This is a genomic window from Marivirga aurantiaca, assembly GCF_016679925.1.
Taxonomy (GTDB): domain Bacteria; phylum Bacteroidota; class Bacteroidia; order Cytophagales; family Cyclobacteriaceae; genus Marivirga; species Marivirga aurantiaca.
Genome location: NZ_JAEQBW010000005.1, coordinates 218,496 through 233,255 on the forward strand (window position 1 = coordinate 218,496; position 14,760 = coordinate 233,255).

A 14,760-nucleotide genomic window follows, 5' to 3' on the forward strand; every position below is an offset into this window, starting at 1 on the left:
TGCGGAAGATGCTAACATGACTCTGTTTTAATGGGGTAAATTTACTATCAGTATCAAATATGAAATGGCAGGAGATCAAGTAAGTCCAATGGTTTTTATTTCTGTTCTAATTTGTCGAAATTGAAGATCAGGCTTGAAACTTATAAACCAATGGATCCTACTGAAAAAGGCTGGCTTAACGAATATATCCAATTTAGGAAGTCCCATTCAATCGATTTGAGTAGGTTTTCAATTACAAATCATAGAAATTCATTATATAAAATATTACAACCAACAGGGCTTATCTATGGCCAGCCTATTCATGCTCCTGGATTAAAGCACCCGAAGGAGCCACGATTCAACACAATGAGCAAGAGAAAAATTGTTTTGCTTGAAAGTTTTTTCCATAGTGCTATGTTGACCAGCAAAAACAAGCCACACACATTAAGTGAATGGGAAGAATTTTACCATACTATAAGCATTTCAATAGGTGATTTCTATTCCCACCTAAATCCTGAATTATCTAAAAAGCCGAGATTTCAATTTACAAAAAAACTCAATGAGGGGCTCCCTTTTACTGAGCAGGTGCTACATAAAAAGTTATTTTTGAAATCGAGGTGGAATCCTTTCTGGGGAAGTCTATTTCAAAACAGCCTGTTGTTTTTGGACACTTATTATTTTGGCGAATGGTGTGCCGGCACTTTCAATAATATAAAATGGCACAAAGATGCTATGAAAATAGTACTCTTAAAAATAATTGTGGCTGCAACCCACGCTAACCATATTGTTGAAAGGAAAGATAAAAATATTTTTTTTACATTCTTAGCTTCCTCTAAACTAACCAAAGATCAAGAGAAAACGGCAAAAGATGCATTTCGAGATGGAATTACCCTTGACCAGATAGATCTCAGGTTTGTAGATACCTGGCTTTTAAAAAAGTATGTGTTAGAGTTGACTATCCTAATGATTTGGGCTGACAAAGTAATTACACAAGAAGAAAGGGCTTTTTTATTAACCTTAGCAGGACGGTTTGGTTTTATTGAAACAGATCTGGATGCAAGTTTAATTGCAATTGAATCTTTTGTAATAGAGAATTGGAAAGAGGTTTATTTTTTACAAAGCAAACATTCCTTTCAGGTAATCAATGAAAATATCCATAAGCGTATTGCCGCTGTAATGAATAATTATAAGGATAACATTATAGATGAAATTAAAGAAAATCAGGAGCTTTTACCACTTCTAGAGAAATCAAGACTACAAACTTTAGATGAGGATGAAAAAGAAAAAATCCGTATACAGCTTATGACAGTATTACAATCAGTCCCATCATTCGAAACTATCACGCTTCCAGGCAACTTTCTTACGTTGCCAATTTTATTGAAGGTGCTCCCCAATGAGATATTCCCCTCTAATTTTTAATTTCCGATATTTCAGTTACCTTTTTCTTCTGAGGAATTAACAATGATACCAATATAGATAAAAGAAGGGTGCCAAAAATCACACTAAATGAAAACACTGTGGAAATATGAATATTGAAAATTTCCAATAGCATTTTTGCTCCTATGAAAATGAGGATAAAAGACAATCCTTTCTGCAATAGATAGAACCTATCAATTATGCCAGCAAGTAGAAAGAATTTGGCCCTTAATCCCAAAATCGCAAATATATTTGAGGTATAAAGAATAAATTCACTTTGAGTAATGGCAAACACTGCAGGAATAGAGTCTACAGCGAAAATCAAATCAGTAGATTCAATCAAAACGATCACCAGAAACAATGGCGTAAACAAAAATTTCTTCCCTCTTTTCACCATAAACTTACCACTAAAATCCCCCTTAGTGATTTTCAGGTATTTTCTGGAAAATTTAATAATTACGTTTTTTTCAGGATCTAAGTCCCCTTCTGCCTTTTGAAAGAAAATTTTGACTCCGCTATATACAAGAAATGCCCCGAATATATATAGAATCCAATGGAATTGAGATACTAGATAAGCTCCCAGGAAGATGAAAATGGCCCGGAAAACAATGGCTCCCATTACCCCCCAGAAAAGAATTTTGTGATAGTATTCTTCTTTTACTTTGAAATATCTAAGAATGAGTAAAATAACAAAAATATTATCAACTGATAATGCATATTCTGTAAGATATGCCGAGAAGAATTCTAAAGACACTTTAGCGCCACCTGCATATTTATAAATAAGCAAACCAAAAATAATTGAAATAACTACCCAAAAGATAGATTGATAAGTAGCGGATTTTAATGAAACCTTATGGGCTTTTCTATTAAAAACACCTAAATCAAAAGCAAGAAAAATAATGATAACCGCTCCAAAAAGGATATAAAGGCTGGTTTCAGGATTATTCTCTAAGTTAAAAGCAAAAATCATATAAATTATTCCCTATTCAAGGCGCAAGTTAACTGTTTTTAACATCTCTTTTTAAAAAAAATTTATATAAATTATAAATATTAGAAGTAAAAAAGAGAATATTAAAGCAAACAACCATTCATATTGTAGCTTTTACAGCATTCAGGTAGCTTTGATAAAAGGTGATAATTGTATTATAAAATGTAATACATTCACCATCATAATTGAAATAAGATGGCTTACTGGTAAGCCATCTTATCAAAAATATTTGTAATATGGAGAATATTATTTTGGCCTGTTTTGAACACTTACTTTTTTACTTTTCTCCAAACCATAATATTCTATCACCTCATGATAATTCTCATAATCAACCGGAGGAGTGGACCTACCGGCACCATATTGGCCAGGAACAACTACCGCACGAACAATCCAATTATCGGTAGCGCCTGCACCTAAAACGTTGAGATTAAAATTTCCTTCCATAAACAGCCTAACATCATACTTACTGAAATCATAATTGTATTGAAGGGTTCCAAATTCAGTAAAAATAACTTGTGGCAATGCACGCCAAATATCGAGGTCATCCTCTTCAATATATTCCCATAGAAAGTAAACCAACACCTTATCTGAATCCAACATCTGAAAGTCTTCAGGAAACTCTAAAAACACTTCATAATCCGGAGACACAAAGGTGACCTCTTCAAATTCAAACACAAAAGCTTCCTCACCATTCAAGCCATCTTGACCATCCTGTCCGGCTGGTCCTTGAGGCCCTCTGGGCCCTGGAGGTCCTTCATTTCCATTAACTGTACATGAGGCAATCAATGCTCCCACAGCTAGTATTTGTAGATAGTAAAATAGATTTTTCATAGCATCATTCGTTAGATTTGTTTAAAATCACCAAATAGTATGCCAAGATAGAAAATTAGATTTAGTAATCTCCCCTAAAAAAAGGAATTAAAAAATTGTGAGAAACAAAGAAGGGGAGAATTTCAAATCTGAAATTAAGATGCTAGAAAATATTCTACTATCTTAAAAGTGACAGGATAAACATCCCAGTAAAAAGCACAAAAAAGATAAGCCCTTTTATAAGGTTGTCTTCAATTCTGGTTTGATGAAATATTTTATGTAGTCCACGCATATCTGATACTAAAGTAGAATATATTCGGAAAGACAAAAAATAAGCAGATTTAGAAGAGCGTAATGTTTACGAACTGTAGTCTATATAAATAGAGAATTATTTAATACATATTAAAATCCATACAGCCTGAAAAATGGATGAGTGCACAATAAACCCCCACTAAATCCACTTATTCTTCTATGAAAATCATTATGCTCTATTTTAATTTAGTAAAGAAGCTTAAAAACCTACATCAGATAATTGAATCTAAAATAATAGATTTAATACTATATCCGCGCCTGATAAGTGTAGAGTTGATGATAGCGTCCCTCAGATTGAATTAACTCATCATGCTTTCCACGCTCCACTATTTCACCTGCTTCAATAACCAAAATTTGGTCTGCCTGCCTGATAGTACTCAACCTGTGGGCAATCACAAATGTGGTTTTGCCTTTCATCAGTTCTTTCAAACTTGCCTGAATATAGCTCTCGCTTTCCGTATCAAGATTAGAAGTCGCCTCATCCAGGATTAAAATCTTTGGATCAGCCAAAATAGCCCGAGCTATGGCAATTCGTTGTTGTTGCCCACCGGAAAGCTTAACCCCTCGCTCCCCAATTTGTGTATCTAGTCCGTGCTCAAAACTATCGGTGAATTGATGCACATAAGCTGCAGCAACAGCATTTTGTAGTTCTTCCTCGGAAGCATTTGGTCTAGGAAACAACACATTCTCCCTTATTGTACCTTCAAAAAGAAACTCATCCTGTAACACCACTCCTAGTCTGCTTCTGTAGCTATCCAAAGTAACATTCCTTAAATCATGGCCATCTATATAAATAGCTCCCTCATCGGGCGTTAAAAAAGAAGCAGCTATTCCCGAAATAGTGGTTTTTCCTGAGCCGGAAGTCCCTACTAAAGCTGTTACTGAACCTGGAATGGCCTCGAAGCTAATATTTTTCAAAACATCCTTATTGCTTTCATAGGCAAAGGAAACCTTATCAAAAACTATATGCCCTTGAATGTTCTTTAATTGGATAGTTCTTTCTGTGTCATCAGATTCCACAGCAGTATTCATGATTTCTTCTGTGCGATCCAAGCCTGCAAAAGCTTCTGTTAGTTGGCTACCAATATTACTCATTTGAACAATTGGGGCAATCATAAATCCTAAATACAGGGTGAATGCAAGAAAATCACCGAAAGTCAAATCACCTTGCATGATCATATACCCCCCTATACCCATAATTCCTGCTGAGGCCAGACCCAAAAGCAAGGTTGCCGAGCTAGTAATAAGACTGGTGGAAATCAAACTGGATTTGACATTTTTAAATAATCTGTCAACCCCTTCTGCAAAAATCCTGATTTCTTGAAGCTCCGCATTGAACCCCTTTATTACCCTGATGCCCCCTAATGTTTCTGTTAACCTACCAGTTACTTCTGCATTTATTTTGCCCCGCTCCCTGAAAATGGGTCTTATTTTACCAAAAGCTTTTAATGAAATGAGTCCAAATATTGCCACCGGAACCAAAACATATAAGGTCATCAAAGGACTAATGGTTATGAGCAGAAATAAACAGACAATAGCGGTAAGAATGCCTCCCACCATTTGTGCCAAACCTGTACCTACCAAATTCCTTACACCCTCAACATCTGTCATAATGCGGGAGACCAGTTCTCCTGTCTTTGTATTATCAAAATAACGGATTGGCAGTTTAAGTATATGAGCCTGTACTTTAGAACGAAGCTGGGCAATTAAATTCTGAGCTTCCACACTGAGTATTTGTGTTAAGGCAAAAGAGGTAACGGACTGCACAACAATTGCTCCCACAACTGCCAAAATCAACCATTTTAACATTTCAAGGTCACCATTGGGTACCACCTCATCAATTAAGATTTTACTCGATCCCGGCAAAACCAGTGAAGCAAAACGACTAATAACTATTAATATAAGACCAGTTAATACATACTTTCTTCTGGGCCAGATGATAGTTTTAAATGCTTTCGAAAGGCTCGCTTTTGAGGTTTTCTCTGTTTTTTTGTTCATTTATAAAGAATAGATGAATGCACTAAGTACGAGAAGTAAAGATTAAGGTTCAAAATCAACAAATGTGGTGGATTAAGACTGTGTTAAAGCAATTTCACCTAATTAACTTTCACTTTAAAAGTCGCAAAAGGTATTCGCCATAGCCACTTTTTACCAGGGGTTCTGCCAGCTTTCGTAATTGTTGTTGATCAATATAATTCATCCTGTAGGCAACCTCTTCAATACAGCCGATTTTTAAGCCTTGTCGTTCTTCAATTACCCTTACAAATTCTGAGGCTTGCATTAAAGATGCGAAAGTACCCGTATCCAACCAGGCCGTGCCCCTGTTCAACACACTCACCTCCAGCTTTCCCTGCTCCAGATATTTTTTGTTCACATCAGTGATTTCCAATTCTCCTCTGGAGCTGGGCTTAATATTTTTGGCTATTTCAATTACAGAATTATTGTAAAAATAAATTCCAGGTACTGCAAAGGATGATTTTGGCTCCTTTGGCTTTTCTTCAATAGAAATAGCTTTGCCCTCTTTATCAAATTCCACTACACCATATCGTTCAGGGTCATGCACATGGTAAGCATATACAATGCCTCCATCAGGTTTTGTATTAGACTGCAATAATTTACTCATGCCTGAACCATAAAATATATTATCGCCTAATATCAAAGCTGCATCATCTTTGCCTACAAAATCCTCCGCTATAATAAAAGCCTGGGCCAAGCCCTCAGGTTTTTCCTGAATGGCATATTCAAATCTACAACCTAATTGGGAGCCATCTCCTAATAATTGCTCAAACATATGGGTATGTTCAGGTGTAGATATAATTAAGATCTCCCTGATGCCTGCCAACATTAAGGTGGAAAGCGGATAGTAAATCATCGGTTTATCATACACGGGCATCAGCTGTTTGCTCACTGCTATGGTTAATGGATGTAATCTGGTGCCTGATCCGCCTGCTAATATGATTCCTTTCATCCTGAGTTTAAGTTTATAATTTTTAATTATGAATTTATCGAATTGAGAACTATTAGCTCTTATCTATTTCTGGTACATCTCTTTGTAATACTCCTGATAGGCTCCGGATGTTACATTATGCATCCAATCCTCATTTGCCATGTACCAGTCAATAGTTTTTTCAATACCTTCTTCAAATTGCAAGCTGGGCTTCCAGCCCAATTCATTTGTGATTTTGGTAGCATCAATGGCATAACGCAAATCATGGCCTGCCCGGTCAGTTACATAACTGATCAACTTTTCAGATTCACCGGCCTCCCTGCCCAATTTTTTGTCCATTGCCTTACAAATCACCTTGATCAAGTCGATATTTTTCCATTCATTAAAACCACCAATATTGTAGGTTTCCCCTATTTTGCCTTGATGGTATAATACATCAATCGCTTTGGCGTGGTCCTCCACATACAGCCAATCCCTTATGTTCTCTCCCTTTCCATAAACCGGAAGTGGTTTACTATTTCTAATGTTATTGATGAATAAAGGAATTAGCTTCTCCGGAAATTGATTGGGGCCATAATTATTGGAGCAATTGCTGATAATAATTGGCAAGCCGTAAGTGTTGGCATAAGCTCTCACAAAGTGATCAGATCCGGCTTTTGAAGCTGAATAAGGTGATTGTGGATCGTAAGAGGTGGTTTCAGTAAAGAAGCCGTCATTACCAAGAGACCCATAAACTTCATCTGTGGAAATATGATAAAACAGCTTATCTTTAAAATTACCTTTCCAGCTTTCCTTGGCTGTATTCAGTAAGGTTACAGTACCAAAAATATTGGTTCTAAGAAATTCCATCGGATTCGAAATAGACCTATCCACATGGGATTCCGCAGCCAGGTGAAGTACCCCCTCAAAATTATACTTTTTGAAGAGTCCAAAGATATATTCTTCATCAGTGATATCTCCTTTTTCAAAAACATAGTTTTCAGCACTTTCTACATCCCTTAAGTTCTCCAGATTACCTGCATAGGTAAGCTTGTCCAAATTAACGATCTTGTAATGAGGGTATTTGTTTACCAATAGCCTCACCACATGAGATCCGATAAAGCCTGCTCCGCCTGTTATTAATATAGTTTTCAAAATGATTCTTTTTTAGATAACCAAATTTAAGGATAGAATTAGAGGAATAAAGGATTACTGTTAACAAATATTTTAAAACCTGAAGAAACTTGCGTTTATTTGTAAAAATTTTTTTGCAATGTCTGAAGAAGAAAAGAAACAAAACAATAGTAATAACTCTGATGAAATAGATTTGAGGCAATTATTTTCCTCGATTGGAGATTTTTTTAAGAGTATATTTGTAGGGTTCATCATGTTAATAGTGGCTTTTAAAAATGCTACTATTAAATATTTTAAGATAATTTTCCTTTTTGTAGTACTGGGTGGTTTAATAGGTATCGCATTAAAATATGTGCTACCGGATTATTACACTAGTTCCATGCTACTTCGCTCTTCTTATTCTACTGTAAAACTTACTGAAAGTTCGATAGAAAAATTGGATCAATTGTGCCAAGAGGGAAATTATGAAGGATTGGCTACTAAATTAAACATTGATACAGCTGTTGCTAAAAACATCAAAGGTTTTAGTTACGAACCTTTTGTATCTGAAGCTGAAATAGTGGAATTAGAAATCTTAAAAGAACAGTTAAAATCCGAAATAGAAAATGAGGAAGTAATTGAAAGGTTTGTTGAAAAACTAAAAAATGAAAATAAATCTACTTACAGGATATTTGTTCAGGTGTATGATAGTAAAAATTTAGGTTCACTTGAAGAGCCACTAATTGATTATTTTAGAAATAGCCAATACATCTCTAAAAGGCTACAAATAGAAAAGGAGAATCTTATTTTAAAAGAAAGAAATATTGATGAGGAACTCCAAAAACTGGATAGTCTAAGAGAACTGGTAATTAAAAATTATGACAATCTGGCTGAAAGAAACAGAACAGGCTCGAATAATATCATCATGAAAGATGAGCAGTTAATTGATCCACTTTCAATAATTAACAAAAGAGATCAGCTTTATCAGGAAAAATTAAGAATTCAACAACAATTATATTTAACCCCAAGCTTTGAATTGATTGATGGTTTTACGGTATTCTCCAAACCTGACAGTCCCGGGTTATTAAAAATTGGTTTTTACTCATGTTTATATGGCCTACTTATAGCCTACGTAATTATCATGTTAATTTATTTCAATAAGTATTTAAACTCAGTTGAAGAACTGGAAAAAAAGAAAAGTGAACTAGGCTAATAGTATTTAGAAAGGAGAAGTGAATTCTTCTAAAGAAGGATGTTTAGTGTCCTTATCAGATATAATTCTTTTGTCTGCTTCAATTTTCCAATCGATATTCAAGGAGGTGTCATCATACATGATACCTCTTTCATTTTCAGGGCTGTAGTAATTATCACATTTATAGAAAAATTCGGCTGATTCACTCAACACCACAATTCCATGAGCAAATCCACGTGGTATAAACAGTTGTTTTTTATTCTCCGCGGATAGTAAAGTACTGTAACTTTTTCCAAAAGTTGATTTTTCCTTTCTTAAATCCACAACCACATCCAAAACCTCTCCTTGCAAAACTCTTACGAATTTAGCCTGTGCCATAGGAGGAACCTGGAAATGCAATCCTCTTATCACACCATGACTTGATCTTGACTGGTTATCCTGAACAAAATCACAATCTATCCCTGTAGCCTCCCTGAATTTTTTATGATGGAAGGATTCAAAAAAATACCCTCTTTGATCTTCAAAAACTTTGGGTGTAATCAGGTACAAATCGTCAAAACCAGTTGCTTCTATATTCATTTCATCTATTTTCCGCAAAGTTAAAGACATAAGATCAATAATGCCATGCCTTATTGAATTGATTGTATTAAATTTGCTCTGTGTTGCAACAAGTACTCTCCATCATCAATAAAGAAGTAAAGCTGGAATGGCGGAATAAAACCGCCTTTAATAGCATTGTGCTTTATTTAGTAAGCACAATTTTTATCTGTTACCTCAGTTTTAATGTAAAAACAGGTCAAATGCAGGCGGTTACCTGGAACGCACTTTTTTGGATAATCATAGTGTTTGCCAATATTAATGGTGTTGCTAAAAGTTTTTTGCAGGAAGGAGAAGGCAGAATGCTCTATTATTATACCCTTTGCAAACCACAAGTAATCCTTAGCGGAAAATTAATATTTAATATACTTTTGTCGGTGTTGATTGCAATTATCGGATTTGTGGTATATGCCATTATATTGGGAAATCCTGTTGTCAACCATGTATATTTTTTATTGACTATTTTATTAGCATCTATTGGTTTTGCCGGAATCCTCACTCTGGTTTCCGGTATAGTATCAAAAGCCAATAACAGCACTGCATTATTGGCGGTACTTAGTTTCCCTATACTACTGCCTATTCTAATGATTGCGATAAGATTATCAAAGAATGCTATTGATGGTATTGATGCATCTTTAATGAATGAAAAACTATTTACTTTGTTATCTGTAGATGCCGTAGTAATAGCTACGGCTTATTTATTGTTTCCTTTTATTTGGAGAAGTTAATGTTATGAGAAAACGCTGGTGGAAAATTTTAGGAGTCGCTTTGGTTTTTTATACCCTTATTGGCGGGTTATTAATGGAGGCGCCACGACTGGCTATTTTAAATGAGACTATTCGTGCTATGCACTTTCATGTGCCTATGTGGTTTGGAATGATCATTATGCTCACCGCCTCGGTAGTATATTCCATTCGATACCTTAAAACCGGAAATCTTAAATATGATACCTATGCTATTGAATTAGTCAACACCTCTATTCTCTTTGGATTATTAGGACTGGCTACCGGCATGATCTGGGCTCATTATACCTGGGGTGCGGCATGGAGTGGGGACCCAAAGCAAAATGGATCGGCCATAGGTCTGCTGATATATTTTGCCTACATCCTCTTAAGGAATTCAATTGTTGACTCACAGCAGAAAGCTAAAATTAGTAGTGTATATAATATTTTTGCCTACGCCACACTAATACCTTTACTATTTATATTGCCTCGATTAACAGATTCACTCCACCCCGGCAATGGCGGAAATCCTGGCTTTAATGCCTACGAGTTGGATGGAAGGTTAAGAATGATCTTTTATCCTGCAGTGATAGGCTGGACACTTATTGGTGTCTGGTTAACAGAATTACGCATTCGATTAAGTATAATTAAAACAAAAATTGATGAATAAGATTAAATATTTTTTTATCCTACTATTCATGAGCTTAAGCCTAAGCATATTGGCCCAAAAACAAGCCATTGAGAAAGAAGATTATAACAATAGCCGTATAGAAATGGCAGACACCATGCGTTCGGAAGGAAAAATCTATGTATTAGTGGCGATCATCGTTACACTTTTTGTGGGTTTTACGCTTTACACTATCCGAACGGAACAAAAAATAAAAAAACTGGAAAAATCATTAAAGAATAAGCCCTAAAGAATTTTTTAGGTAGTACTTTTGTTGAGATTTCAGATTTGATAGAATTATGAAAAAATCCTATATTTTCGGTATCATTATCATTGCAGCAGCCATAATGATGATTGTCTCCACAGCGGGGGATGCCAGTTCCTATGTCAGTTTTAAAGATGCCCATGATATGGCATTGAATGGAAATAATACTAAAATCCATGTAGTAGGAGAACTTAAGAAAGATAATGAAGGCAAAGTCTTGGGCATTAACACCTCTCAGGATAAATTATCATTTACATTTATCATGGTAGACGAAAACGGCAAAGAGCAAGAGGTGTTTTACAATGAACCTATGCCCGCTGATTTCACCCGATCTGAACAAGTTGTGGTTATTGGTTCATTCAAAAATGAAAGTTTTGTGGCAGATAAAATACTAATGAAGTGCCCGTCCAAGTACCAAGAAGAAACAGTTATTTAATTTGACTTTTAATTAATATATGATACATTCCACAATAGGTGACTTTGGTCACCTTTTTGTCATTATAAGCTTTGTAGCCTCTTTAATTTCCATCTTTAATTTTTACAAAGCTGAAACCAGTCAAGCCCTTGATCAAAAAAAATCCTGGTTACAAAATGGACGCACTTCCTTTATTGTACATGGTATCGCAGTATTTGGCATAGTTATCACTCTCTTCACTATCATTTATAACCATTATTTCGAATATTTTTATGCGTGGAGCCACTCCTCAACAGATCTTCCTACTGAATATATAATTTCTTCTTTTTGGGAAGGCCAGGAGGGAAGCTTTCTTTTATGGCTATTCTGGAATGTTATTTTAGGTTTCATCATTTTAGCTACCAACAAAAAATGGGCTCCATCAGTAATGATGGTTTTCGCTATAGTCCAGGCATTTTTGGCTTCCATGATTTTAGGAGTTGTAATCGGTGATTTGAAAATAGGCAGCTCGCCTTTTATACTATTGAGAGAAGCCATGGACGCCCCGGTATTTAATTTGAATCCTGATTATGTCCCTGAAGATGGAACAGGCTTAAATCCATTGCTGCAAAACTATTGGATGGTGATACATCCTCCTGTACTATTTTTAGGTTATGCCACTACATTGATTCCTTTTGCCTATGCAATTGCAGGCTTGTGGAAAAAAGATGTAAAAGGATGGGTTCGCCCTGCTTTACCATGGGCTTTGTTTTCAGCTGCAGTATTAGGCTTAGGTATTTTAATGGGAGGTTACTGGGCTTATGAAACTTTAAATTTTGGTGGTTACTGGAACTGGGATCCTGTAGAAAATGCTTCGCTGGTACCATGGTTGGTACTAATAGCAGGTATTCATACTATGATTACCTATAAAAAGAGTGAAACAGCTTTAAAAGCATCCATCATATTGGTATTGTCTGTTTTTCTCATGGTATTGTATGCTACATTTATGGTGCGAAGTGGGGTGTTGGGAGAATCTTCTGTACACTCTTTTACTGATTTAGGACTTTCAGGACAACTATTGTTATACCTTTTATTCTTCCTTGTCATTTCTATAGTTTTATGCATAGTAAGATGGAAGCACATTCCTTCTACAGAAAAAGAAGTGCAGACTTACTCCAGGGAATTCTGGATTTTTATGGGAGCCACTTTGTTATGTTTAATGGCATTTCAAATCATTGTGCCGACTTCTATCCCTGTTTACAATTCTATCATTCAATCTTTCGGTGGCATCTCCAACTTAGCGCCACCTGTTGATCAGGTTGAATTTTATACCAAATGGCAAATTTGGTTTGCTATAGGTTTGGCAATTCTCTCGGGAACTGGTCAATTCTTTTGGTGGCAGAAAATGGAACGCACAAAAGTAAAAGAATCACTTTTATATCCGATCCTTATCACTTTGTTGCTGTCTGCTATTGTTATCACAACTGTAAGAATGACCAACATTGTTTATATTCTGGTAGTAATAAGTGGTATTTATACAATTGTTGCCAATGGAAAAATATTGTTAAGTGTCCTAAAAAGCAATTATAAACTTTCCGGAGGAGCCATTGCACACATTGGTATCGGGATGATGCTGATCGGAATTTTATTTTCATCAGGTTATTCCTCCACGGTGTCCTTAAACAACACAGGTCTGCTTTTAACCAATTCTGATGAGGTTGAAAAAGACTTTAATCAGACCAATTTACCCTTGTATATTAACGATCCCCAAAATATGGGAGAGTACACCTTGACCTATAAAGGAAGGTTTTTTGAATCATATGAAGGCGGGTATGTGAAAGCCTCATACTTAGAAGACACAAAGGAACCCAACACCAAAATTATCAAACGAAGTATTCAAAAGACTGACGAGACTTTGGAAAAAGGTGATACATTAAATGTATACGGAGAAAATCATTATTACAAAATTGATTACCTCAGTGTTGATGGTGAAAAATTCTCTCTCTTCCCAAGAGCACAAATTAATCCTGATATGGGCGGATTGATTGCTTCTCCTGATATTAGAAGAAAATGGAACAAAGACCTTTATGTACACGTTTCTTCCGTGCCTGATCCCACTCAGGAGATTGAGTGGTCTGATCCTAAAGAAATGGAAGTCACTTTTGGAGAGAAGTTTTTTCTAAACGACTTTGTAACTGTATTAGAGAAAGTAGACCGGGTGGATGAGGTCAACGGTACTCAATTGGCAGAAGGCGATTTAGCCGTTAAAGCTCAGATCAAAATATATGGTGATGGGGAAGATTATATCCTAAATCCTTACTATGTGATTCGTGAAAGTATGGCAGGTAGAATTCCCGATGAAAACAGGGAAATAGGAGTAAAGGTGAATATCCAAAGCATTCATCCGGAAAGCAACTCTTTCACCTTGTCAGTAAGAACAACCCAGAAAGATTATATCATCATGAAAGCTTTGGATAAGCCATTAATTAATGTGCTCTGGATAGGCACTTTAGTGTTAATGTTAGGATTTAGCATGGCTATTTTCAGAAGGTATTCTGAATTTTACAAAATGCGTAAAAAAGGAATGGAATGAAGCAAAGGGCTTATAGCATCAGTTTTATTGGAGCAGGTAATGTAGCCTGGCATTTGGCTCCTGCACTGGAAAATGCCGGCCATTATGTGAAAGAAGTCTATAGCAAAACGGGGGACTCTGCAACCAAACTGATTGGCAATCTTTACGATGCTGCATTGAAAGAAAATCTGGATTTCACTGACAGTCCGTCTCAAATATTTATTTTAGCCATTCCCGATGATGCTATTAAAGCTGTGGTAAAAGAAATTGTGTTACCGGAACAAAGTATTCTGGCGCACACCTCCGGGAGCAAAGGCATTGATGAGCTAACTTACGCTGCCGCTTCTGCAAATGGTGTTTTTTATCCCTTGCAAACGTTTTCTAAAGTACGAAAAGTATCATTTGACAATATTCCTTTTTTTATAGAAAGTGACCATGAACAGGCTGGTAAAATCTTAACTTCTCTGGCAAAAAGCATTAGCAAATCAGTACAAATAGTTTCTTCCGAACAAAGAGCTCAAATGCATTTAGCAGCAGTTTTTGCCTGCAATTTCACCAACCACTTAATGAGTATTTCTGAAGATTTGCTTAAAGATGCCAAATTGGATTTCGGTTTACTTAGGCCTCTGATCGCAGAAACCATTGAAAAAAGCATCAATTTATCACCAAAAAATGCCCAGACAGGTCCCGCAAAAAGAGGCGATGTAGAAACATTGGATAAGCATATGGAAATGTTGTCTGGAAATGAAAGTTTGCAAGAAATTTATAGAATGATTAGCCAGCACATTTTAGATAGTTATCAATAAT

Annotated in this window: 14 protein-coding genes; 8 read left to right on the plus strand and 6 right to left on the minus strand. The window is 35.9% G+C overall.

Features of this window, described 5'->3' with window-relative positions:
• Positions 1 to 150 precede the first annotated feature (150 nt).
• A complete protein-coding gene (locus JKA74_RS12790) occupies positions 151 to 1,398 on the plus strand; it encodes a tellurite resistance TerB family protein (RefSeq protein ID WP_236587769.1) in 1,248 nt (415 codons plus the stop codon).
• On the opposite strand, the gene JKA74_RS12795 is transcribed toward JKA74_RS12790, so the two are convergent.
• The 5 genes from JKA74_RS12795 to rfbB all read right to left on the minus strand — a co-directional run bounded on the left by JKA74_RS12795 (position 1,388) and on the right by rfbB (position 7,586).
• Entirely contained in the window at positions 1,388 to 2,365 is a 978-nt protein-coding gene (locus tag JKA74_RS12795) for a TerC/Alx family metal homeostasis membrane protein (RefSeq protein ID WP_201431587.1), read from the minus strand. The genes JKA74_RS12790 and JKA74_RS12795 overlap by 11 nt on opposite strands.
• A 264-nt stretch (positions 2,366 to 2,629) precedes the next feature.
• On the minus strand, positions 2,630 to 3,214 hold the full coding sequence (locus JKA74_RS12800; RefSeq protein WP_201431588.1) for a hypothetical protein: 585 nt from the start codon (positions 3,212 to 3,214) through the stop codon (positions 2,630 to 2,632).
• 537 nt (positions 3,215 to 3,751) lie between these two features.
• A complete protein-coding gene (locus JKA74_RS12805) occupies positions 3,752 to 5,503 on the minus strand; it encodes an ABC transporter ATP-binding protein (protein WP_201431589.1) in 1,752 nt (583 codons plus the stop codon).
• A gap of 109 nt (positions 5,504 to 5,612) precedes the next feature.
• Positions 5,613 to 6,473, minus strand: coding sequence for a glucose-1-phosphate thymidylyltransferase RfbA (rfbA, locus tag JKA74_RS12810; protein WP_201431590.1), 861 nt, complete (start codon positions 6,471 to 6,473; stop codon positions 5,613 to 5,615).
• Positions 6,474 to 6,536: 63 nt separating this feature from the next.
• A complete protein-coding gene (gene rfbB / locus JKA74_RS12815; protein WP_201431591.1) occupies positions 6,537 to 7,586 on the minus strand; it encodes a dTDP-glucose 4,6-dehydratase in 1,050 nt (349 codons plus the stop codon).
• Between the two features lie 118 nt (positions 7,587 to 7,704).
• Between rfbB and JKA74_RS12820 the strand changes: the two genes are divergently transcribed.
• Positions 7,705 to 8,757, plus strand: coding sequence for a hypothetical protein (locus JKA74_RS12820; protein WP_201431592.1), 1,053 nt, complete (start codon positions 7,705 to 7,707; stop codon positions 8,755 to 8,757).
• 6 nt (positions 8,758 to 8,763) lie between these two features.
• On the opposite strand, the gene rfbC is transcribed toward JKA74_RS12820, so the two are convergent.
• Positions 8,764 to 9,315 (minus strand): dTDP-4-dehydrorhamnose 3,5-epimerase, encoded by a 552-nt coding sequence (gene rfbC / locus JKA74_RS12825; protein WP_201431593.1) that lies wholly within the window; start codon positions 9,313 to 9,315, stop codon positions 8,764 to 8,766.
• 80 nt (positions 9,316 to 9,395) lie between these two features.
• Here rfbC and JKA74_RS12830 point away from each other — a divergent pair, with 80 nt between their 5' ends.
• From JKA74_RS12830 to JKA74_RS12855, 6 genes are read left to right on the plus strand one after another with little or no spacing between them, the layout of a single operon-like run.
• The gene (locus JKA74_RS12830) at positions 9,396 to 10,061 is read left to right on the plus strand and encodes a heme exporter protein CcmB (RefSeq protein ID WP_201431594.1); all 666 of its coding nucleotides are present in this window, start codon (positions 9,396 to 9,398) and stop codon (positions 10,059 to 10,061) included.
• Between the two features lie 4 nt (positions 10,062 to 10,065).
• Positions 10,066 to 10,725, plus strand: coding sequence for a cytochrome c biogenesis protein CcsA (ccsA, locus tag JKA74_RS12835; protein ID WP_201431595.1), 660 nt, complete (start codon positions 10,066 to 10,068; stop codon positions 10,723 to 10,725).
• Complete coding sequence (locus JKA74_RS12840) at positions 10,718 to 10,972, plus strand: CcmD family protein (RefSeq protein ID WP_236587773.1); 255 nt, start codon at positions 10,718 to 10,720, stop codon at positions 10,970 to 10,972. Before ccsA (JKA74_RS12835) ends, JKA74_RS12840 begins: the two co-directional genes overlap by 8 nt.
• Positions 10,973 to 11,021: 49 nt before the next feature.
• Positions 11,022 to 11,423 (plus strand): cytochrome c maturation protein CcmE domain-containing protein, encoded by a 402-nt coding sequence (locus JKA74_RS12845; RefSeq protein ID WP_201431596.1) that lies wholly within the window; start codon positions 11,022 to 11,024, stop codon positions 11,421 to 11,423.
• Positions 11,424 to 11,442: 19 nt separating this feature from the next.
• The gene (gene ccsA, locus JKA74_RS12850) at positions 11,443 to 13,974 is read left to right on the plus strand and encodes a cytochrome c biogenesis protein CcsA (protein ID WP_201431597.1); all 2,532 of its coding nucleotides are present in this window, start codon (positions 11,443 to 11,445) and stop codon (positions 13,972 to 13,974) included.
• The gene (locus JKA74_RS12855) at positions 13,971 to 14,759 is read left to right on the plus strand and encodes a Rossmann-like and DUF2520 domain-containing protein (protein WP_201431598.1); all 789 of its coding nucleotides are present in this window, start codon (positions 13,971 to 13,973) and stop codon (positions 14,757 to 14,759) included. The genes ccsA (JKA74_RS12850) and JKA74_RS12855 overlap by 4 nt, the downstream gene beginning before the upstream one ends.
• Position 14,760: the final 1 nt, after the last annotated feature.